We start from the raw sequence: 19,778 nt of genomic DNA on the forward strand, positions 1-19,778 counted from the left end.
TTTACGCCCAGCAGGCCAGGGAGAGCGCCAAGGTGGTGCCCTTGCAGCCGAAGCGACGCGGACCGAAGCCCAAGGTGTCGGATGCCGATCTGCTCGCGGCGATCCGCGCCGATCTGCAAGCCTCGCCCTTTACCGGCGAGGGTCACCGCAAGGTCTGGGCGCGGCTGCGCATCCTCTCCGACATCCGCGTCTCCAAAGATCGCGTCTGCCGTCTGATGCGGGAAAACGCCTTGCTGTCGCCCCATCGGGTGCGGCAGGGCACCCCTGTGCTGCATGATGGCTCGATTCAGACTAAAGCACCGAACCAAATGTGGGGCACCGACGGTATCCGCATCCAGACCGTTGAAGACGGCTGGGTGTGGGTGTTCTCGGCGGTCGATCATTTCGACGCCTGCTGCGTCGGCATCCATGCCGTCAAGATCGGCAATCGTTTCGCTGCCTTGCAGCCGATTGCCCAAGGGCTCCAGGCCGAGTTCGGCACCACCGGTGCCAACGCCGGCAAGGGGCTTGTGCTGCGCATGGACCACGGTACGCAATACACTGCCGACGACTTCCTGAAGAGAATCGCGTTCTGGGTATCGACAGGAGTTTCGCCTTCGTTGCCGAGCCCCAGACCAACGGCGTGGCCGAGCGCTTCAACCGGACGCTGAAAGGAAGGCCATCCATGGCCGCACCTTCCACAACCTCGAAGAAGTGCGGCAGGCCGTGACCGAGTTCAGGGATCGTTACAATCGTCATTGGCGTCTCGAAAAACTGGGCTTCATGTCACCCCTCGAAGCCCGGCAGTCTTATGCCACCCGGAAGGCCGCATGAGCTGCAAATCTGTGTCCAATCAATTGGGGGCGGTACACAAGCTGGATCGGCCAGCCCACGCCCCACGCCCAGCAGACGATGCCCCTGTCGGCCCACCCCCTTGAAAACCGCGCCGAACGCCCGTATCATTAGCACTCGTCGGCGGTGAGTGCTAACAACACCCCGCTGCGTCTTTTCTCTCACTCATCGTCCTTTGACAGGAGATCGCATGAAACTTCGTCCTCTCGCCGATCGCGTGATCATCAAGCGTCTGGAAAACGAAACCAAGACCGCCTCGGGCATCGTGATCCCGGACAACGCCGCTGAGAAGCCCGATCAAGGCGAAGTGCTGGCCGTCGGTCCCGGCAAGACCAACGACAAGGGCGAAACCAAGCCGCTGAGCGTCAAGGTCGGTGACCGTGTGCTGTTCGGCAAGTACAGCGGCCAGACCGTCAAGGTGGACGGCGAAGAGTTGCTGGTGATGAAGGAAGACGATCTGTTCGCCGTCATCGAGAAGTGAGCGGCGGCGCTGGATCGACTCGACCCGCAACGCACCAATCCCGTTAGTCATCAGCCACAGTAAAGGAATTTGAACCATGGCAGCTAAAGACGTCGTTTTCGGCGCGGACGCCCGCGCCCGTATGGTCGAAGGCGTGAACATCCTGGCCAACGCGGTCAAGGTGACCCTGGGTCCGAAGGGCCGCAACGTGGTGCTGGAGCGCAGCTTCGGCGCCCCCACCGTGACCAAGGACGGTGTGTCCGTGGCCAAGGAAATCGAGCTGAAAGACAAGCTCATGAACATGGGCGCCCAAATGGTCAAGGAAGTGGCGTCCAAGACCAGCGACAACGCCGGTGACGGTACCACCACCGCCACCGTGCTGGCCCAGGCCATCGTGCGCGAAGGCATGAAGTACGTGGCCGCCGGCATGAACCCGATGGATCTGAAGCGCGGCATCGACAAGGCGGTCGAGGCCCTGGTGGCGGAGCTCAAGAAGATCAGCAAGCCCACCACCACCAGCAAGGAAATCGCCCAAGTGGGTGCCATCTCGGCCAACAGCGACGAGTCGATCGGCCAGATCATCGCCGATGCGATGGACAAAGTGGGCAAGGAAGGCGTGATCACCGTCGAAGACGGCAAGAGCCTGCAAAACGAGCTGGATGTGGTCGAAGGCATGCAATTCGACCGCGGCTACCTGTCGCCCTACTTCATCAACAACCCCGACAAGCAGGTCTGCGTGCTGGAGAACCCCTACGTTCTGCTGCACGACAAGAAGATCAGCAACATTCGCGACCTGCTGCCGGCGCTGGAGCAAGTGGCCAAGGCCGGTCGGCCGCTGCTGATCATCGCCGAGGACGTGGAAGGCGAAGCGCTGGCCACGCTGGTGGTCAACACCATCCGCGGCATCCTGAAGGTGTGCGCGGTCAAGGCGCCGGGCTTTGGCGACCGCCGCAAGGCCATGCTGGAAGACATCGCGATCCTGACCGGTGGCAAGGTCATCGCCGAGGAAGTGGGCCTGACGCTGGAGAAGGTGACGCTGGCCGACCTGGGTCAAGCCAAGCGCGTCGAAGTGGCCAAGGAAAATACCACCATCATCGACGGCGCTGGCAAGGCCGAGGACATCGAAGCGCGCGTCAAGCAAATCCGCGTGCAAATCGAAGAGGCCACCAGCGACTACGACCGTGAGAAGCTGCAAGAGCGCGTGGCCAAGCTGGCCGGCGGCGTGGCGGTGATCAAGGTCGGCGCGGCCACCGAAGTCGAAATGAAAGAGAAGAAGGCGCGGGTCGAAGACGCGCTGCACGCTACCCGTGCCGCGGTCGAAGAAGGCATCGTGCCCGGCGGTGGCGTGGCGCTGCTGCGTGCGCGTCAAGCGGTGGGCACGCTCAAGGGCGCCAACCCCGACCAAGACGCCGGCATCCAGCTGGTGATGAAGGCGGTCGAAGCGCCGCTGCGCGAGATCGTGGCCAACGCCGGTGGCGAGCCCTCGGTCGTGATCAACAAGGTGCTCGAAGGCAAGGGCAACTTTGGCTTCAACGCCGCCAACGACACCTATGGCGACATGATCGAAATGGGTATCCTGGACCCGACCAAGGTGACCCGCACCGCGCTGCAAAATGCCGCTTCGGTGGCCGGCCTGATGCTGACCACCGAGTGCATGGTGGCCGAAGCGCCGAAGCCGGAAACCCCGGCGCCGGCCGGCGGCGGCATGGGCGGCATGGGCATGGATATGTGATGCAGCGCTGACGGCATCATCCGACGCCCTCACTGAAAAACCTGCCGAGGCGACTCGGCAGGTTTTTTTACGCCCTGCGCACGACAAAGCGCATTCAGCCTGCCGCGTTCAATGCGCGGCGTCGTCTGACGATGCACCCGCCCCGGACGGCGCCGCGCCGGTGCAGGTTCCGCCCCAGCGCGGCTCATGGCCGCTCATACCAGCGCGGTGCGCGGGCGGCTCAGCGCGATGAAGCGGGCCAGATGATGATCCTCATCACCGAATTCGTGGTCGATCATCACCAGCCGCTTGGCGTAGTGCGACAGTGGCAGCTCCCACGTCATGCCAATGCCGCCGTGCAGTTGGATCGCTTCTTCGGCCAGCTGGATGGCATAGCGGCCCACCGTCGCCTTGGCCGCGCTGACCAGGCGGTCGCGCTCCCCGGGGTCGTCGCCATCCAAGGCGGCGGCGGCGTTGATGACGGCCGAGCGGGTTTGCTCCACCGCCATCCACAGATCGACGAGACGATGCTGCAGGGCCTGAAAGCGGCCGATTGGACCGCCAAATTGGTGGCGCGTCTGCAGGTAGTCACGGGTGTGGGTGAAAGCTACGGTCATCGCCCCCAGCGCTTCGGCGCACAAGGCCAATGTGCCGCAGGCCAGACCGTGCGCCAGCACCGCCGCCGCCCGCGCGGGCCCCACCACCAGCGCTTCCGGCGGCACGCGCGCTGCCGCCAACGTCAGCTCGGCCGCCGCGCCGCCATCGATGCACGGGTAGGAGCGCACCGTCACCCCGGGGCTGTCGTGCGGCACCCAAAACAGCGCGATGCCGTCCGGGTCGCGCACAGCACCGGACAAGCGCGCCGACACCAGCCATCCCTCGGCCTGCCCGCCATGGCGCACCACCGCCTTGTGCCCATCGAGCACCCAGCCAGCGGCGTCGCGCTGGGCGATGGTGGCCACATGGCTGGCTTCGTAGTGGGCGTCCGGCTCTTGGTGGGCCAGCGCGACGACCACGCCAGCGGCGATGCGCTGCAGCCACGGCGCCCAGTCGTCGGGGGCATCGGCGCGCTGCAGTATCTGCCCCACCACCAGCGCGCCCAGCAAAGGCTCGATCAGCAGCGCCCGGCCCGCGCACTCGAAGACGGTGGCGATATCGAAGCCGCCGCCCAGGCCGCCCGCCGATGCGGGCAGCAGGGCGGCCACCGCGCCCAGCTCCACCAGTTCGCCCCATATCTGGGCGTCGTACCCCAAGGGGCTGGCCGCGGCCATATGGCGCCGCTGGATCGGGTAGCGCTGGGCCAGGTAGCGGTCCAAGGATTCGGCCAGCATCCGCTGCTCGGCCGTCAACTCGAAGTCCATCGTCATCTCCTGTTTCGCCGCTGAGAACGCCGCGCGCGCCGGGTGCCGAGACCCTGCAATCCGCCGCTCCGATGCCGGCGGTCAGACCCGCACCCCGCCCTCACAAGCCCAAAATCTCTTTGGCGATGATGTTTTTTTGAATCTCGTTGGAGCCGCCGAAAATCGACAGCTTGCGATGGTTGAAATACTGCGCCGCCGCGCTGGCCGCACCGGGTGGGCCAACGGCCTGATCGGCTCCTTCCAGCATCAACGCCTGTGTGATCCACGGCAACGCATACGGGCCCACGGCGCGTCGTGTCAGGCTCAGGATCTCCTGCCGAATCTGCGTGCCCAGCACCTTCAGCAGCGAGCTGTGCGGCCCGGGCGCCCCGCCCCCCGCCACGGTCGCCAGCACCCGCAGATTGGTGGTCTTGAGGTTTTCGAGGTCGATTTCGACCCGCGCCACGCGGGCGGCAAACAGCGGATCCTCGATCAGCGGTCGGCCCCCTTTGTGCACGATGCGGGCAATCGTCTTCAGGCGCTCCAGTGCCGCAACCGCAAAGCCCACCCCGGCGATATTGGTGCGCTCGTAGGTGAGCAGATATTTGGCGATCGTCCAGCCCTGGTTTTCTGCGCCGACGAGGCGATCGATCGGCACCCGCACATCGGTCAGGAAGACCTCGTTGACCTCGTGCTCGCCATCGAGCGTGATGATCGGGCGCACCTGCACGCCCGGGCTGTCCAAGTCGATGAGAAGAAAGCTGATGCCTTCCTGCGGCTTGCCCTGGGGGTTGGTACGCACCAGGCAAAACATGCGGTTGGCATAGTGGCCCAAGGTGGTCCAGGTTTTTTGGCCGTTGACGATGTAGTGGTCGCCGTCGCGCACCGCCCGCGTCTTCAACGACGCCAGATCCGAGCCGGCGCCCGGCTCGGAATACCCTTGGCACCACCAGTCGCTGCCGTCGAGTATGCGGGGCAACCAGTGGCGCTTTTGCGCCTCGGTACCGTATTTGATCAGCACCGGCCCCAACATGTTGACGCCAAATGGCACGATGCGCGGCGCACCGGCCAACGCGCATTCGTTTTCGAACAAAAAACGCTGCACCGGCCCCCAGCCCGGACCGCCCCACTCGCGCGGCCAGTGGATGGCCAGCCAGCCGCGCTCGGCCAAGATCGCATGCCAGCCAGCCATGTCCTCGCGCGTCAGACGCAGGCCCTCGCGCACCTTGCGCGCCAGCGCTGGCGGCAGGCGCTCCTGCAAAAAGGCGCGCACCTCGTCGCGAAAAGCTTGCTCTTGTGGCGTCAGTCGCACATCCATCCGGAATCCCCCGTTGTGGCTGCAATTGTGCGCACGGCAGGCCGATGACGCCACCCTGGCCTGTCGACTCGGTGACCTACTGGCGGCCTGCGCGACGGCCCATGCAGCGCACGGCCAGCCCCTCCCTTTCGGGGTATAATCCGCTTGGTTTCGTTCCCCGATAGCTCAGTCGGTAGAGCGCCGGACTGTTAATCCGTAGGTCCCTGGTTCGAGCCCAGGTCGGGGAGCCATACTAGCTTCGACAGCAAGGCTTGCGTGCGTGGCGCGCAAGCCTTGCATTTTTTTGCACCCCCATCATTTAGCCGCCACGATCCGTTGGCGTGGCAGAGGGGGCGATGCCTATGCCCCCACTTGCGTGCGCAGCCGTTCGCCGCTAGCATGACGACATGAACGCAGGCATGTCACTGACCCCATCGCTGATCTCGCAGGCGGCCACCTCGGTGGCCGAGACGCCGACGGCGGCGCAGATCTTGGCCTTGCGCAAAGCCCTGCAAGTCGAACAGCAGGGGGCGCTAGCGCTGCTGCAGGCACTGCCTCAGCCCGCGCCCAATGGCGAGCTGCCGCTGGCCACCCAGGGCCCGCTGGGCACGCGGCTCAACGTCATGGCCTGAAGGCTGCCCACGCAAGAGAACGCCCTGAGGGTGTGACGCTGTTCACCGTCGCGCGTCACGCCAGATATTGAAACAGCGACTGCCGCTGCACCTGCGCATACGACGACAGCCCCGCCTGGTAGCCCAGTTGCAGGGTCTGAAAGCGCGAAATCGCCTCCAACATATCGAGATCGGTCAATCGCGACTCCTGTTCGACATGATAGTTTTCACGCGCCTGGAAGGCGACATCCATCTGGTCGGCGCGGTTGAGCCAGTCGCCCAGCATGGCCCGGGCGCTCAAGATGCGGTCCAAACGTTGCCCCAGGTTGCCATGCACGGCCGCCAGTTCCTGCGTCAAGTCGTGGCCGCTTTCGTTGTTGAGCGCGCCGATCGCGCGGTCAAACATCTCCCAAATATCGAGGTCGGACACAGCATCCACGCGAACCGTATCGCCGTTGGCCGGCGTGCCACGCAGTTTCACCCGCAGGCCCGCGAAGTCGAGCTGGGTTTCATCGCCCACGGTCGTCGCTGTGACTGCGGGCAATGGGCTGATCGAGTTGCCATTGCCATCCACCCCAGCTGTCACGCTCCATGAGCCGGCGTTGAAGGTGAGCACATAGTTGCCTGGTACCTGCGCATCGTCGAGCGGAAAGGGGGTGGGTGAGGTGTAGGCAACGTTGGGATCGAGAATGACCGCCTGGATCGGCACAACCGTCCCGGTGTTCCCAGCGCCGGCGCTGGCAATGGCAGCGCTGCCCTCGGGCAAGCGGCCGGCGAAGATGCGGTAACCATCGACGAGACTGGGCAAACTCGTCTCGGTGGCCGCTTCTTGGCCACGTAGCTGGTTTTTTTGCACCGTGCGACCGTCGGGGCCATAGGTGGTCGATGCCGGACTCGTCAAGGTTTCGACAAATGGCTGTGCGCTAGCGCCATTCAACCCCAGCCCCGCAAACAGCGGACGTCCAGCGGTATCGGTGGTGTTGGCCAGGGCCAACAAACGCTCTCGAATGCCGGCGAGCTCACTGGCGATCGACCGTCGATCGCTGCCGTTGAGCGCGCCGTTGCCGCCCTGCACCAACAGTTCCTTGGCTCGGTGCAGCAAATCGTTGACGGTGCCCAGCGTGCTTTCGGCCAATTCGAGGTTGCGGCGTGACGCCTGTAAGGCACGCTGATCGCTTTGCACGCGTTGCAGGCGAGCGCGCTCGCGTTCTGCCAGCGCTGCGGCCGCTGGGTCGTCGCTGATACGCTGCACACGCTTGCCCGAGGACAAACGCTCTTGCTGCTGAGCCAGCTCCGCTTGGCGCTGTTGCAGCCGATCGATCGTGCGATCGAAGGTGTTGGCCGTAGCCACCCGAAAGACCGTCATCGTTCAGCTCCCATCGGTTTAGCGCAAGGTGCTCAGCAAGGTATCAAAAATGGACTGCACGGCCTGCAAATATTTGGCCGAGGCTTGGTACGCTTGCTGATACTGCAACAGTTGCGCTGCCTCTTCGTCGAGGTTGACGCCCGCCAGATTGGCGCGCCGCTGTTCGGCGTCATCGGCCTGTGCCTTGGAAAAAGTGGCGCGTGTCTGCGCCGCATCGATCTTGGACGCCAGATCCGAGAAGGCGGTCAGGTAGCCTTCGCTCAGCTTGACATAACCATCGAACAGCGTTTTGTCCCGCAGGGCCTGCATGGCACGCGCATTGCCGCCGTCGATGGCGCGCGCAGCTGGAGACAACGACGTCGCATCGCCGACGACGAAGGTATCGCTCGGCGCTGGCTGCCCGCGCAGCGTCACCCGTACTTCGATTTGGTTGCCGCCGCTGGTGTATTGAAAAACCATGGGCTGACCCGGGGTATACGTTACCGAAGCCGGCGTGAAACCGGCCAGACTGAAGGTATTGGGGGCGGTGAAGGTCAGGTTGGCCGGCAAAGAGGGCGCGGCCCAGACGCCAGCCAAAACGGTCGCCTCGATCCCTTCGACCACCGCGTCTCCGGCGTTGCTGGTCTGGGAACTCAGGGTCAAGCGGCTGGCGACCGCGAGTTCCGCCGGCTGCGCCAGCGCCAGCCGCATCGTTTTGGCGGCATCAGCGGCAGGGCTCAACACAAAGCGATCGCCGGCTGCCGGTGTTCCAGTGAATGTCAGCTGCAACCCTTCAATCGCATAGTTGGGTGCCAGAGTCAGGGGGGACGGCGCAGTCGCCTGCCAGCTCGACCCGTTCCAATACCAGCCGTCACTGCTGCGGCGAATCTGGCCCGCCGTGGCCGACGTCATATCGATCTCATAGTCGTCGGCGCGCAGGGCACTGGCATCGGTAACCGTGAGGCTGATCGCGCCGGTGCCTGTATTGCTTGCCGCCGGACGCGCTGCCAAGGGGGCACCGTAGTCGAGCAAATCCCCACCACCCGTGCCGTCGATACGCAAACCACTGCGATGCTGCTGATTGCTCACCTGCGCCAGTGCCAGAGCCAAACGGCCGGCCTGGGCAGCGATGACGACGCTGTCGCGATTGATAAATTCAAGCAGTGCTTGGAGCTTGCCCGTTCTGACTGCAGAATCAGGAACGTCTTGGGCGACACCACCTTGCACGAACTGCAGCTGTACCTTTCGATCACCGTCCAGATCGGCACGTTGCACACGCAGCGCCGTGGCCTGATTGCCTAGGACCAAAGGCAGACTGCCCCCCACGAACACCGACAACGTGCCATCATCGGCCGCTACGGTGCTGACTTGGACCAGTTCGTTGAGCTTGGCCAGCAGCTGATCGCGCTGATCGAGCAAATCGTTGGGAGGCGCACCAGTGCCACGCGCCACACCGATCGATCCATTGAGTTTTGCAATGCTTTGCGCGAGTTGATTTATTTGGTTCACCACTTCTTGCGCCTGCAACCGCGCTCCGCCGACGATATCTTCCAATTGGCTGGCGACATCGCGCACACGGGTAGCGAAGGCGTCATACCGATCGAGAACGACCTGGCGTGCCGCAGTATCGTTGGGCGCGGCCATCACGTCGGCCCAGCTGCTCAAGGCTTGCCCAATCACCGACCCCAGCCCTTCATCACCCAAGGGAAACAGTGATTCGACATTGCGCAGAAACTGAAGGCGCGTCTCATCCCCGGCGGCCTGGGAACGCGCTAAATTCGACTCGCGCGTGAGGAACGCGTCATAGCCCACCCGCGTCACCTCGTCAATCTGCACCCCCTTGCCGAAGTAGGCGCCGCCCATGAATTGCCCTGGCACGGCCTGCAGCTCGGCGCGTTGGCGCGTGTAGCCTGCGGTATTGGCATTGGCGATGTTGTGGCCGATGACCTGTAATACCGCCTGGTTGGTGGTCAGCGCGCGGGTCGCGATATTGAGGGCGCTCATGTCTTAGCCTCCCTTCACGCCAGCGCCCGCTGCCATTGCAGCGTGTGGTTGATGGCGCGGCTGAGCTTGGCCGCGTACTGCGGATCGGTGGCGTAGCCGGCGCGCTGCAGCTGCTGCGCGAAGGCGTGCGGCGAGTGCAGGTTTTGCACCACCGCCTGATAGCGCGGGCTGCGCGTGATGAGCTGAGCGTAGTCGCGAAAGGCCTCGGCGTAGCTGTCGTAGGCGCGAAACCGCGCGCGCACTTTGTGCGGCTGGCCGTTGACGTATTCGGTGGTGGTGATTTCGGCCACTTTGCCGCGCCAGTTGGGACCGGCCTTGATGCCAAACAGGTTGTGCGAAGGCGAGCCGTCGGCCATGCGGATTTCGCTGCGACCCCAGCCGGTTTCGTGGGCGGCTTGGCCGATCAGGTAGGCCGCCGGGATACCGGTTTGCGCCGCCACCTGTTGCGCAGCCACCCGGTGGCGCTCGATGAAAGCCGCCTGCGGCGCGGTGGGCTGCGGCGCCGCGGTGGCCACGCTGCTTGCGGCGTCGGCCGCCGGCGCGCCGACCACGGATGGGCTGCCGTTGCCGCGCTGCGTCAGTTGCTGCAGTTGCCGCTCGATCATCTCCGCCAGTCCCCCGGGCAACCCGGTCAGCTTCATCGCCCACTGCTCGTCGAGCAGGTCGTCGCCCAGCGCCGTGCCCTCGTTGTCCAGCAAGCCACTCTTCATCGTCGCTTCGCGCATGGACTTGAGCAGCTCGCGCATGAACAGTGCCTCGAACTGACGAGCGGTTTCCTTCAGCGCCGCCTGCGGGTCGCGCCCGGCCAGCGCGTTGAGCCCGTCGAGCGCCTTGGCGTCGGCTGCCAGCCCGCGCTGCGCCCCAGGCGGCAGCGTCGTGGTCGAAGTCGAAGCGGTGGCCACCATCTCACAACACCTCGATTTCGGCCTTCAAGGCGCCAGCGGCTTTCATCGCCTGCAAAATGGCCAACAGATCCTGGGGCGTGGCGCCCAGCTTATTGAGGGCGCGCACCACGTCGGCCAGCAGTGCCGAGGATTCGACCTCGATCAGCCGACCGCCCTCTTGCTGCACCTGGATGTCGGCCTTTTCGGTGACCACGGTCTGCGCGCCCGGCGGCGCCAGTGGCCCGGGCTGGCTGACCTGCGGCGTGGCAGTGATGCTGATCGACAAATTGCCGTGCGCGATGGCCGCTGGCCCCAGTCGCACCGCCTGGTTCAGCACGATGGAGCCGGTGCGCGCGTTCAATATCACCTTGGCCGCCGGCGCTGGCAGCTCCAGCGGCAGCTCCTCGATGCTGGCCAAAAACGCCACGCGTTCATTGGGGTCGGTGGGCGCGCGCACGCGCACCACGCGGCCATCCAGCGCCTGGGCGGTGCCGTCACCCAGGGCTTGGTTGATGGTCTGCGCCACGCGCGTGGCGGTCTGAAAGTCCTGACTGCGCACGGTGAGCTCGACCGCCTCGCCCAGCAGCAGCGGGGTGGGCACGCTGCGCTCGACCAGTGCACCATTGGGGATGCGCCCGGCATTGAGGTGGTTGACGGTGACACTGCTGCCACCGGCCGACGCCCCAGCCCCCGCCACCACCAGATTGCCTTGCGCCAACGCGTAGATCTGGCCGTCGGCGCCGCGCAGCGGGGTCTGGATGAGGGTGCCGCCGCGCAGCGACTTGGCGCTGCCCACCGACGAGACGGTGACGTCGATGGTTTGTCCGGGCCGGGCGAAGGGTGGCAGCTCGGCCGTTACCAACACCGCCGCCACATTCTTGGGCTGAACATTGACGCCGGGCGGCAGCGCCAGCCCCATCTCGCGCATGAAATTGGCCAGACTCTGGCTGGTGTAGGCGTTGTTGCCGTCACCCGTGCCATCCAAGCCCACCACCAGCCCGTAGCCGGAGAGCTGGTTGGCGCGCACGCCCTGCACCGCCGCCACATCCTTGATGCGTTGCGCCGGCGTGGGCGCAACCGACGCCGTCAGCGCTTGGGCGCCGTTGGCAGCGCCGGGCGCACGGGGCGAGCTGGCTTGGGCCAGTGCGGTATCGGCCAGCCCGCCAGCGGTCAAGGCCAACGCCAGCGCCGCGGCGCCAGCCTGCCAGCGCGGCGCCCGGGGGCGCGTATCGTCGTGCAACCATCGGTTCATCGTGGATCACCTCGTGAACCGATTGTGGAAAAACTTTAGAACGGCAAAAGCGTCAAAAAGAAGCGCGCCAACCAGCCAAATGTTTGCGCATCGGCCGGCGCTCCGCGCCCGCGTGAGAGCACGCGCACGTTGGCCACCTGGGTGGACGGCACCACATTGCCAGGGCGGATGGCGCGTGGGTCCACCGTACCGCTGAATTGCAGCACATCGACCGCCTGGTTGACGCCGATTTGCTTTTCACCGATGACCACCAAGTGGCCGTTGGGCAGCACTTCGGTGACGACGGCGGTGATGGAGCCGCTGAAGGTATTCTTGGCTTCCGTCTTGCCATCGCCCTTGAAGGTGTTGCTGCTCTCGGCCCCCGTGGCAAGCTTGCCCAGGGTGCCAGCGCCCACGAACGGAAACGCCGACACCCCCGCGCTGATTTCGCTGCTGCGCTTCACATCGGTCTTGGCGGTCTGCGAGGCCGACAGCTGCTCGGTGATTTGAATGGTGAGCACGTCGCCGACCATGCGCGCGCGATAGTCCTCGAAGCCGGGGCGGTAGCTGGCGGGCGTGTAGAGCGACCCGGTCGGTGCCTGCGGCACGGCAGCGCGCTGCTGCGGATACACCAGCTCCTCCGGCGGCTTGGCCAGATCGACGTCGGGGATTTGCGACAGCGTATTGCAGCCGGCGAGCCACAGAGACGACCACACGGTGGCCAGGCAGAGGCGGGGGGTCATGGCGGGGACTCCGAATGAGCGGTGGACGGTGGCGAACCGACGCCTGGCGTCACAACTGCGTCAGGCGCTGCAGCATCTGATCCGAGGTGGTGACCGCTTTCGAATTGAGCTCGTAGGCGCGCTGGGTCTGGATCATGTTGACCAGTTCCTGCACCACGTTGACGTTGGAGCTCTCCAGAAACCCTTGCAAGGTCTGGCCGAACCCCTCCGCCCCCGGATTACCCTGCGCCGGCGCGCCCGAGGCCGCCGACTCCAAAAACAGGTTTTGCCCGAGCGGTTCCAGCCCAGCGGGGTTGATGAAATTGGCCAGTGTGATTTGGCCGATGACCTGGGGCTGGGCGGCGTTGCCCACCAGCGCCGATACCACGCCGTCCTTGCCGATGGTCAGGCTGCGGGCGTTTTCCGGCACGGTGATGCCGTCGACCAACAAATAGCCCTGGTTGGTGACCACTTGCCCCTGGGCGTTGAGCTTGAAGCTGCCATCGCGCGTGTAGGCGATGCTGCCGTCGGGCAGCTGCACGCGGAAAAATCCGTTGCCATTGATGGCGATGTCGAGGTTGTTGTCGGTTTGCTGCAAATTGCCCTGGCTGTAGGAGCGCGCGGTGGCCACCGTGCGCACGCCCAGGCCGATTTGCAAGCCGGTGGGCAGCTCGGCATTGTCGGCGGTATTGCCCCCCACTTGGCGCAGGTTCTGGTAGATCAGATCCTCGAACAGCGCCGTGCCGCGCTTGAAGCCCGCCGTGGCCACATTGGCCAGGTTGTGCGAAATCACGTCCAGCTGGGTTTGCTGGGCTTGCATGCCGGTCTTGGCGATTTGGAGCGAGTTGATCATGACGGATCTCCAGCGGGGGACGATCAGGCGTTGAGACTGAGCAGCTGCGCCGCGGTCTGGTCGTTTTTCTCGGCGTTTTGCACCATGCGCATCTGCAGCTCGTACTGGCGGGTGGCCGCGATCATGTCCACCATGGCGGCGATCGGATCGACGTTGGAGCCCTCCAACATGCCGTCGACCAAGGTGGCGGCGTCGTCCGCGGGCAGCGGTTGGCCATCGGCGGCGCGAAACAGCCCGTCGGGGCCGCGGACCAGCCGCTGGCCCTCCGGCGGGGTGACGAGCTTCAGACGCCCCAGTACCTGGGGCGGCTCCTGCCCCACGCGCGCCGTCACCGTGCCATCGCGCCCGATGTGGACCTGCGCGTCCGCCGGCACCTGGATCGGCGCGCCGCCAGCGCCCAGCATCGGCAACCCGTTGAAGCCCACCAAGTTGCCCTGCGCGTTGACCTGCAGGGCCCCGGCGCGGGTGTAGGCCTCGGTGCCGTCGAGCGCCTGGATGGCAAAGAACGCGCGCCCCACCGCCGCCACGTCCAGCGCACGTCCGGTGCTCTGCAAGGGACCGGGCTTGTCCAGATAGCCCGGCGTGGCCTCCAAGGCATGCACGCGCGTCGTCGTGCCTTCGCCTTGCAGCGGCACGGCGCGAAAGGTGGACAACTCGGCGCGAAACCCGGTGGTGGTGACGTTGGCCAGGTTGTGCGCGACGACCTGGTGGCGGTACATCGCCGCCTGCGCCCCCGAGGCCGCAGTGAAGATGACGCGGTCCATGGCTTACGGCCCCCGCCTCAACGCAGGTTGACCAGGGTCTGCTGCACCTGATCCTGCGTCTTGATGGTCTGCGCATTGGCTTGGTAGTGGCGTTGCGCGACGATCATATTGACCAGCTCCTGGGTCAAATCGACGTTGGATTCCTCCAGCGCGCCGGAACGAATCAGGCCGAAGCGCCCGGTGGTCGGCTGTCCCTCGATCGGATCACCAGACGCCTGGGTCTTTTGCCAGTAGCCGCCGTTGATGGGTTGCAAGCCTTGCACATTGCGAAAACGCGTGAGCATCACCATGCCATTGGCTTGACTGACGCCGTTCGAATAGCGCGCGGTGATGACGCCATTTTCTTCGACGTTGATGGAGGTCAACTCACCCGCGGCATAGCCATCCTGGCGCAGATCGTACACCGAAAACTTGGCCCCATACTGCGTCAGCGTATATGGGTAAGCAGCCGATCCATCACCCATTTTGATGGGAATATTGGTGAGAGCAGCTGATGGTATACCCGTGGCGAAGCTACCGGCAGCGATGGTAAAATTAATCGCTGGCGGCGCAGTCGGCAGACCATCGGTACCGAATGTGATGGTACCGCTACCCAAACCGATCGCCGGCCCCCCAGCGGCAGGCGTCATCTCGACCACCACGTGCCACGTTTGTGGCGTAGAGCTATCTTTTACGAAGTAGATTTGCACCGGAATCGCCACCCCCTGCTCGTCATAAACGTTGAGGGCGGTACCATACGTTTTGAGTGTGCTGGCGATGGGCGAGGTCGGCACCCCTGCGTTTTGTCCAGGGGCATTGGCATCGAGATTGGCGGTGATGAAAACTCCTTCGTCTGACGTCATTGCGGGGTTGGTGCCCGTGGCGCGCGGCGCGATGATGCCCCCGGTGGGCAGTTGCAAGTCGGTGGACACCACCGAAGTCGGCGCCCCCTTGGTGTCGGTCGGAAAACCCTGCAAGCGTGCGCCGTTGTTGGTGACGATATAGCCATCGCGATCGAGCTTGAATTCGCCGTTGCGCGTATACGCGGTCGAGCCATCGGTCAACGTCACCTTGAAAAAACCCTCGCCGTTGATGGCCATGTCCAGGTTGTTGCCGGTGATCTTGATGTTGCCTTGGGTGAACATTTGCGCCACCGCCGCCACGCTGACCCCGATGCCGCCGTTGCTACCGCCTGCTGCCCCCAGCGAAGCGGCGTACATCTCGGCGAATTCCGCGCGCCCGGCTTTCATGCCGGTGGTGTTGGCGTTGGCGATGTTGTGGCCGATGACATCCAAGTTTTTGCTAGCGGCGTTCAGGCCCGACAAACCGGTTCCGAAGCTCATGGTGCTCTCCTGTGTTCAAACGGGGGCGATGGAAAATGCCAAGCGTGAAAGTGGCGGTGAATGGCGGGCGGTCTTCAGAAGAAAGCCAATACCTGGTCGTAGGCCAGGGTGCCGCCGTCGGTGCGCAGGCGCAGGTCGCCCTCCACCAAGCCCACCGACTGCACGCGGTGTAGCGCCAGCGGCTGCGCCGCCACCGACTGCCCACCGCTGGTGGCGCTGACGCGGATGCCGTGGACCCGGGCTGGATCCACCCCTGCCCCGATCGCCCAGTCAAAGGTTTGCAAGCCGGCCGCGCGCGCGCCCAAGTTGACACTGCCCAGTACCTCACCTGCCGGTCCCAGCACCTCGACCGTGACGGCATCGGCCGCTGCGGACAGGCTAAACGCGCCGCGCGCCGTCGTCCCATCCACCACCAGGCCGTTACCTTCACTGGCGACATCGCGCCCCACCAAATGGGCGCCCTGCAGCGTGCTGACCCGGTTGAATTGGCTGGCCAGGCTCTTGAGCGTTTCATTGACCTGCTGCAAGCCCACCACCTGGTTGATTTGCGCCATCTGGGTGGTCATCTGCGCGTTGTCGAGCGGGTTGAGGGGGTCCTGGTTGTTCAGCTGCGCCACGAACAGCTTGAGAAAACGCTCTTGCGCCGCCTTCGGATCCGCGGCGTCGGCCTGCGCGCCGCCGCGCGCGTTGTAGGCGTCGATTTCGCTGGCGCTCAAGGGGGTCATGAACATGGCTGTGCTCCGTTACATCGCAAGGCTCATTGGCCCATCTGCAGGGTCTTCAGCAACAGCGTCTTGGCGGTATTCATCACCTCGACGTTGTTTTGATAGGAGCGCGCGGTGGCGATCATGTTGACCATCTCCTCCACCGGGTTGACGTTGGAGTACGTCACGTAACCCTGCGCATCGGCGCTGGGGTGGTGGGGATTGAAGACGCGCCGGTTGGGTGCATTGCTCTCGACGACGGTTTGCACCTTGACCCCCGCCGAGGCGGGTTCGCCCATCGGCACGGTCTGGAAAATCACCTGCCGCGCTTTGTAGGCCTGCCCGTCGGGGCCGGCCACCGCATCGGCGTTGGCCAGGTTGCTGGCCACGGTGTTGAGCCGCTGGGCCTGGGCGCTGACCGCGCTGCCCGAGACGTCGAAGATGCGCATCATGGACATGGCTCAGCCTCCTCACTGTCCCTGGATCGCGGCCAGCATCGTCTTGACGTGGCCGTTGATGAAGCGCAGCGTCGCTTCGTACTGCACCGCGTTGTCGACGAAGTTGGCGCGCTGCTGATCCAAATCCACGCTGTTTTGATCCAGCGCCGGCTGGGTCTGGACGGTATAGACCGGCCGCACCCGCTCCACCACCCCGGCGGCGCTGTGCACGGTGCGCAGGTGGCGCGCATCGGTGCCCGCCAAGCCCTCGGCTGCCGAGGGCACGCGAGCGTGCGCCGGCGCCGATTGCCCGGCAGGCACCGCTGCCGTCACAGCGGAGCCGCCCAGCCCTTGCACCCGCGCCAGCGCGCTCTTGAAATCGAAGTCGCGCGCGACGTAGCCGGGGGTGTCGGCATTGGCGATGTTGCTGGCGATGACCTGCTGGCGGTAAGCGCGCAGCTGCAGCACCTGCCCCAGCAGGTCCATGCGTTCGGTCATGCGGTTCAACATGGTGGGCCTCGTGCGGTAAACGGCGGGACGCGCTGGCGGGAATCGTTCGACCGGATTCAACGTCGACAACCCCGCCTTGCCGCCGACATCCCATGGCAGGCATTGTTGAAAAACTTGAGGGCCGACAAAGGGCGAAATAACGCGCCGCCACCGGTGCTGTTCGCGCTTTTGCGGCGCCGGCCCAGCGCGTACAGTGATGGCGTGAACCACCTGCCCTCCCCCTTCACCCGCCACGCAGCCTGCGGTCTGCGGCGCTGGCTGCGCGCTGGTGCGCTGGGGGTCGCACTCGCCGCCGCTGCGGCCCAGGCCACACCGGCGGCCACCCAGGGCGACGTCGACAGCCCTGCACCACTTGGCTCTGCGGCGTGGCAGCAAGGCATCGAGGCTTGGCTGGATGCGCTGGCCCACGCCCAATTGCGCGGTTCCGAGGCGGGCGACAGCAACGCCATGCTCCTGCGTCCGCGCATCATCGTCGGTCGGTTGGATAGCCGGCTACAGCTGGCTCCGTGCGCACGCGTGGAACCTTTCCTGCCGCCCGGCACCCGCCTGTGGGGCCCAACCCGGATCGGGCTGCGCTGCGCACAGGGACCGGTGGCATGGAGTGTCTTTCTACCGGTGCAGGTACAGGTGTGGGGGCCGGCCTGGGTGCTCAAGCGCCCGGTGCCCGCCGGCGAGACGCTCACCGCCGCCCACGTCGAGGCGACGCAAGTGGACTGGACCGCGTACCGCGACGGCGTGCTGGTGCGGCCCGAAGACTGGCTGGGGCGGCAAGCGACGCGCAGCTTGGCAGCGGGACAGGTGCTGCGCCCCAGCGTGGTGCGCGCGCCACAGGTACTCGAGGCAGGACAGACGGTACGCCTGCGATTGCACGGACCCGGCTTCGAGCTCACGGCCACCGGCGAAGCGATGGCCGCGGGGCGCGTGGGTGAGACGGTGCGCGTACGCCTGCCCAACCGGCGCGTGCTGCTGGGCACGGTGGTGGACGCCCAGACCGTCGCCATCGCCCTGTGACGGCATGGCTTCCGGTGGCGCTGCGCAGCCCGGCGGAGGGGGTACTGCATAAACCCCAAAAAAGGGGTAAAGTCCGGCTTCGATGTGCCGATATCGCTCTCAGACGATCCCGCCATCGGGGTCTGGAGAGTGCCATGAAAGTCAACAACTCGCCTGAATCCAAGTTTGGCCTGACGACTCCGGTGACCAAGCGTACCGCGGAGGGGGCGAGTGCGGCCGTTGCTGACACCGCCCGTGCGGCCCAGACCGACGGCGCCCGTGTGCGGCTGTCACCCGTCACACAAACCATGACCAACGGTGTGGCACGAGCGGCCACCGACAGTTTCGACGCCGCCAAGGTAGAAGCGGTACGCACCGCGATCCAAAACGGCAGCTTCTCGATCAATGCCGAGGCGATTGCCGACAAGATGCTCAGCCAAGCGCGGGAACTGCTCGGGGTCGCCGCGGGCGGGGCCCGGCGCCCGGGGTGATACTGAGTCACGATGACCGCAACGGCCGACGTGTCTGCTCTGATGAAGCGCTTGCGTGCGCAGCTCGATGACGCGCTGGCCTTGGCCGCCCAACATGCGGGCGGCGCAGCCGATGCACAGGCTTGGGTCGATGCCTGCGCGGCCTTGGCACGGACCGCATCTGAATTGCGCCCGTGGCTGACGCAGGCGGGCAACATTCGGCACGACGATACCACCGCGCGCTTGCTGTCCGACATCGGCACACGCATGCAGACCTTGCTGGAGCTGCACACCCGGCTGGAGGCGGCCAACCGCCAGGCGCTGTCGCAGCTGCTGCCGCAAGATACCCTGCAGGCCTACGCCCGTCTGGGGCGCTCGGCACGCAGCGGTGCGTATCGGTGATACGCACCGGCGCAGCGCGCTCGCCTCGCGTGTGCGGTGGCGCGTCACCGGGGTGGAGACGGCGCCCCCCCACCGTGCGATGGCATCGAGCCGGACGACGCCAGAACCAGCCGACCCGCAGGGCCGATCCGGTCAATGCGCGCGCAGCTTGGCACGCAGGCGCGCCACCGCTTGGGAGTGCAGCTGACTGACCCGCGACTCGGTAACGCCAAGCACGGCCGCGATCTCTTTGAGATTCATGTCGTGCTCGTAGTACATGCTCATCACGTACTGCTCACGCTCGGGCAGCTTGGCTATCGCCTCCACCAGCGCCGCGCGCATGCGCTGATCGGCCAGGATGCGCTCCGGGTCACTGGCGTCGTCACTGGGTAGATAGCGCTCCAAGAATGCATCGTCGTCCTCGCCACGCCCGCCCAAGTCCTCCAGATAGACCAGCTGCGTGCCGCGCATGCGCGACAGCAGCTCCTGGTAGTCGGCCAGCGTCAGCCCCAGCTCCTGGGCGATTTCGGACTCGCGCGGCGGGCGCTGCAAGCGCTGTTCCAGGCGTTGGATGGCGCCTTCAATGTCTTTTTGCAGCTTGCGCTCGCCGCGGCTCATCCAGTCGGCCCCACGCAGCTCATCGAGCATGGCACCGCGGATACGCTGGCTGGCAAAGGTCTCGAACTGCACCCCCATCGAGGGCTCGTAGCGCGACAGCGCCTCGTTGAGGCCGATCATGCCCACCTGAATCAAGTCATCCAGCTCGACGCTGGCGGGCAGGCGCGCAATCATCAGATGCGCCAACCGGTGCACCAATGGTGCGTATTGGCGCAGCAAAGCCTCTCGATCGAGCGTGCCCTTGGGCGTGTACATGGCAAATTCCAGCGGGCGCGACGACCGCGCCACCGCGG

At 65.4% G+C, this 19,778-nt stretch carries 21 protein-coding genes and 1 tRNA gene; 8 read left to right on the plus strand and 14 right to left on the minus strand.

What is annotated here, in order from left to right:
- The 3 genes from Tchar_RS05690 to groL form a co-directional block, all read left to right on the plus strand.
- Positions 1–650, plus strand: a 650-nt coding sequence (locus Tchar_RS05690) for an IS3 family transposase (RefSeq protein ID WP_144328102.1), incomplete at its 5' end; no start/stop codon positions are given.
- Between the two features lie 371 nt (positions 651–1,021).
- The gene (groES, locus tag Tchar_RS05695) at positions 1,022–1,312 is read left to right on the plus strand and encodes a co-chaperone GroES (RefSeq protein WP_144328103.1); all 291 of its coding nucleotides are present in this window, start codon (positions 1,022–1,024) and stop codon (positions 1,310–1,312) included.
- A gap of 76 nt (positions 1,313–1,388) precedes the next feature.
- Positions 1,389–3,023, plus strand: coding sequence for a chaperonin GroEL (groL, locus tag Tchar_RS05700; protein ID WP_144328104.1), 1,635 nt, complete (start codon positions 1,389–1,391; stop codon positions 3,021–3,023).
- Positions 3,024–3,217: 194 nt separating this feature from the next.
- Here groL and Tchar_RS05705 read toward each other — a convergent pair whose 3' ends face one another.
- Together Tchar_RS05705 and Tchar_RS05710 are read right to left on the minus strand one after the other, a co-directional pair.
- Positions 3,218–4,363, minus strand: a complete 1,146-nt coding sequence (locus Tchar_RS05705; RefSeq protein ID WP_144328105.1) for an acyl-CoA dehydrogenase family protein — start codon at positions 4,361–4,363, stop codon at positions 3,218–3,220.
- Between the two features lie 100 nt (positions 4,364–4,463).
- Complete coding sequence (locus tag Tchar_RS05710; protein WP_144328106.1) at positions 4,464–5,660, minus strand: acyl-CoA dehydrogenase family protein; 1,197 nt, start codon at positions 5,658–5,660, stop codon at positions 4,464–4,466.
- A 154-nt stretch (positions 5,661–5,814) separates the two neighbouring features.
- Between Tchar_RS05710 and Tchar_RS05715 the strand changes: the two genes are divergently transcribed.
- Together Tchar_RS05715 and Tchar_RS05720 are read left to right on the plus strand one after the other, a co-directional pair.
- Positions 5,815–5,890, plus strand: a tRNA-Asn gene (locus tag Tchar_RS05715).
- 156 nt (positions 5,891–6,046) lie between these two features.
- A complete protein-coding gene (locus Tchar_RS05720; RefSeq protein WP_236640276.1) occupies positions 6,047–6,271 on the plus strand; it encodes a putative motility protein in 225 nt (74 codons plus the stop codon).
- A 55-nt stretch (positions 6,272–6,326) separates the two neighbouring features.
- Here Tchar_RS05720 and flgL read toward each other — a convergent pair whose 3' ends face one another.
- From flgL to Tchar_RS05775, 11 genes are all read right to left on the minus strand, one after another.
- Positions 6,327–7,616, minus strand: coding sequence for a flagellar hook-associated protein FlgL (gene flgL, locus Tchar_RS05725; RefSeq protein ID WP_144328107.1), 1,290 nt, complete (start codon positions 7,614–7,616; stop codon positions 6,327–6,329).
- A gap of 18 nt (positions 7,617–7,634) precedes the next feature.
- Positions 7,635–9,599, minus strand: a complete 1,965-nt coding sequence (flgK, locus tag Tchar_RS05730) for a flagellar hook-associated protein FlgK (protein WP_144328108.1) — start codon at positions 9,597–9,599, stop codon at positions 7,635–7,637.
- A gap of 14 nt (positions 9,600–9,613) precedes the next feature.
- The gene (flgJ, locus tag Tchar_RS05735) at positions 9,614–10,504 is read right to left on the minus strand and encodes a flagellar assembly peptidoglycan hydrolase FlgJ (RefSeq protein WP_144328109.1); all 891 of its coding nucleotides are present in this window, start codon (positions 10,502–10,504) and stop codon (positions 9,614–9,616) included.
- A gap of 1 nt (position 10,505) precedes the next feature.
- Entirely contained in the window at positions 10,506–11,735 is a 1,230-nt protein-coding gene (locus tag Tchar_RS05740) for a flagellar basal body P-ring protein FlgI (RefSeq protein WP_144328110.1), read from the minus strand.
- A 35-nt stretch (positions 11,736–11,770) separates the two neighbouring features.
- On the minus strand, positions 11,771–12,457 hold the full coding sequence (locus tag Tchar_RS05745; RefSeq protein ID WP_144328111.1) for a flagellar basal body L-ring protein FlgH: 687 nt from the start codon (positions 12,455–12,457) through the stop codon (positions 11,771–11,773).
- Positions 12,458–12,506: 49 nt separating this feature from the next.
- Positions 12,507–13,289 carry a flagellar basal-body rod protein FlgG gene (flgG, locus tag Tchar_RS05750; protein ID WP_144328112.1) on the minus strand — a complete coding sequence of 261 codons (783 nt, stop codon included), beginning with the start codon at positions 13,287–13,289 and terminating at the stop codon, positions 12,507–12,509.
- Positions 13,290–13,312: 23 nt separating this feature from the next.
- Positions 13,313–14,053, minus strand: a complete 741-nt coding sequence (gene flgF / locus Tchar_RS05755) for a flagellar basal-body rod protein FlgF (RefSeq protein WP_144328113.1) — start codon at positions 14,051–14,053, stop codon at positions 13,313–13,315.
- A 17-nt stretch (positions 14,054–14,070) separates the two neighbouring features.
- On the minus strand, positions 14,071–15,375 hold the full coding sequence (flgE, locus tag Tchar_RS05760) for a flagellar hook protein FlgE (protein WP_144328114.1): 1,305 nt from the start codon (positions 15,373–15,375) through the stop codon (positions 14,071–14,073).
- Positions 15,376–15,449: 74 nt separating this feature from the next.
- Positions 15,450–16,106 carry a flagellar hook assembly protein FlgD gene (locus Tchar_RS05765; protein WP_144328115.1) on the minus strand — a complete coding sequence of 219 codons (657 nt, stop codon included), beginning with the start codon at positions 16,104–16,106 and terminating at the stop codon, positions 15,450–15,452.
- Positions 16,107–16,132: 26 nt separating this feature from the next.
- Positions 16,133–16,537 (minus strand): flagellar basal body rod protein FlgC, encoded by a 405-nt coding sequence (gene flgC, locus Tchar_RS05770; RefSeq protein ID WP_144328116.1) that lies wholly within the window; start codon positions 16,535–16,537, stop codon positions 16,133–16,135.
- A gap of 12 nt (positions 16,538–16,549) precedes the next feature.
- Positions 16,550–17,026: a flagellar basal body rod protein FlgB gene (locus Tchar_RS05775; RefSeq protein WP_144328117.1), complete on the minus strand. Its 477-nt coding sequence runs from the start codon at positions 17,024–17,026 to the stop codon at positions 16,550–16,552.
- Between the two features lie 201 nt (positions 17,027–17,227).
- On the opposite strand from Tchar_RS05775, the gene flgA reads away from it, so the two are divergent.
- The 3 genes from flgA (at position 17,228) to Tchar_RS05790 (ending at position 18,888) form a co-directional block, all read left to right on the plus strand.
- On the plus strand, positions 17,228–18,037 hold the full coding sequence (gene flgA / locus Tchar_RS05780) for a flagellar basal body P-ring formation chaperone FlgA (RefSeq protein WP_236640277.1): 810 nt from the start codon (positions 17,228–17,230) through the stop codon (positions 18,035–18,037).
- Positions 18,038–18,171: 134 nt separating this feature from the next.
- Positions 18,172–18,507 carry a flagellar biosynthesis anti-sigma factor FlgM gene (gene flgM / locus Tchar_RS05785; RefSeq protein WP_144328118.1) on the plus strand — a complete coding sequence of 112 codons (336 nt, stop codon included), beginning with the start codon at positions 18,172–18,174 and terminating at the stop codon, positions 18,505–18,507.
- Positions 18,508–18,519: 12 nt separating this feature from the next.
- Positions 18,520–18,888 (plus strand): hypothetical protein, encoded by a 369-nt coding sequence (locus Tchar_RS05790; protein WP_144328119.1) that lies wholly within the window; start codon positions 18,520–18,522, stop codon positions 18,886–18,888.
- A 132-nt stretch (positions 18,889–19,020) separates the two neighbouring features.
- Here the strand turns inward: Tchar_RS05790 and Tchar_RS05795 are convergent, their stop codons facing one another.
- Positions 19,021–19,740, minus strand: coding sequence for an RNA polymerase sigma factor FliA (locus Tchar_RS05795; protein ID WP_144328156.1), 720 nt, complete (start codon positions 19,738–19,740; stop codon positions 19,021–19,023).
- Between the last annotated feature and the right edge of the window lie 38 nt (positions 19,741–19,778).

Origin of the sequence: Tepidimonas charontis, assembly GCF_007556685.1 — a bacterium.
GTDB classification, from domain to species: Bacteria; Pseudomonadota; Gammaproteobacteria; order Burkholderiales; family Burkholderiaceae_C; genus Tepidimonas; species Tepidimonas charontis.

Excerpts from the sequence above, each read along its gene's own strand:
- Tchar_RS05705 (WP_144328105.1), bottom strand. The coding sequence starts at position 4,363 with ATGGACTTCGAGTTGACGGCCGAGCAGCGGATGCTGGCCGAATCCTTG.
- Tchar_RS05720 (WP_236640276.1), top strand. The coding sequence starts at position 6,047 with ATGAACGCAGGCATGTCACTGACCCCATCGCTGATCTCGCAGGCGGCC.
- Tchar_RS05790 (WP_144328119.1), top strand. The coding sequence starts at position 18,520 with ATGACCGCAACGGCCGACGTGTCTGCTCTGATGAAGCGCTTGCGTGCG.
- flgE (WP_144328114.1), bottom strand. The coding sequence starts at position 15,375 with ATGAGCTTCGGAACCGGTTTGTCGGGCCTGAACGCCGCTAGCAAAAAC.
- flgL (WP_144328107.1), bottom strand. The coding sequence starts at position 7,616 with ATGACGGTCTTTCGGGTGGCTACGGCCAACACCTTCGATCGCACGATC.
- flgC (WP_144328116.1), bottom strand. The coding sequence starts at position 16,537 with ATGTCCATGATGCGCATCTTCGACGTCTCGGGCAGCGCGGTCAGCGCC.
- Tchar_RS05710 (WP_144328106.1), bottom strand. The coding sequence starts at position 5,660 with ATGGATGTGCGACTGACGCCACAAGAGCAAGCTTTTCGCGACGAGGTG.
- flgF (WP_144328113.1), bottom strand. The coding sequence starts at position 14,053 with ATGGACCGCGTCATCTTCACTGCGGCCTCGGGGGCGCAGGCGGCGATG.
- groL (WP_144328104.1), top strand. The coding sequence starts at position 1,389 with ATGGCAGCTAAAGACGTCGTTTTCGGCGCGGACGCCCGCGCCCGTATG.
- groES (WP_144328103.1), top strand. The coding sequence starts at position 1,022 with ATGAAACTTCGTCCTCTCGCCGATCGCGTGATCATCAAGCGTCTGGAA.
- Tchar_RS05740 (WP_144328110.1), bottom strand. The coding sequence starts at position 11,735 with ATGAACCGATGGTTGCACGACGATACGCGCCCCCGGGCGCCGCGCTGG.
- Tchar_RS05765 (WP_144328115.1), bottom strand. The coding sequence starts at position 16,106 with ATGTTCATGACCCCCTTGAGCGCCAGCGAAATCGACGCCTACAACGCG.
- flgG (WP_144328112.1), bottom strand. The coding sequence starts at position 13,289 with ATGATCAACTCGCTCCAAATCGCCAAGACCGGCATGCAAGCCCAGCAA.
- Tchar_RS05795 (WP_144328156.1), bottom strand. The coding sequence starts at position 19,740 with ATGTACACGCCCAAGGGCACGCTCGATCGAGAGGCTTTGCTGCGCCAA.
- flgK (WP_144328108.1), bottom strand. The coding sequence starts at position 9,599 with ATGAGCGCCCTCAATATCGCGACCCGCGCGCTGACCACCAACCAGGCG.
- flgM (WP_144328118.1), top strand. The coding sequence starts at position 18,172 with ATGAAAGTCAACAACTCGCCTGAATCCAAGTTTGGCCTGACGACTCCG.
- Tchar_RS05775 (WP_144328117.1), bottom strand. The coding sequence starts at position 17,026 with ATGTTGAACCGCATGACCGAACGCATGGACCTGCTGGGGCAGGTGCTG.
- flgJ (WP_144328109.1), bottom strand. The coding sequence starts at position 10,504 with ATGGTGGCCACCGCTTCGACTTCGACCACGACGCTGCCGCCTGGGGCG.
- Tchar_RS05745 (WP_144328111.1), bottom strand. The coding sequence starts at position 12,457 with ATGACCCCCCGCCTCTGCCTGGCCACCGTGTGGTCGTCTCTGTGGCTC.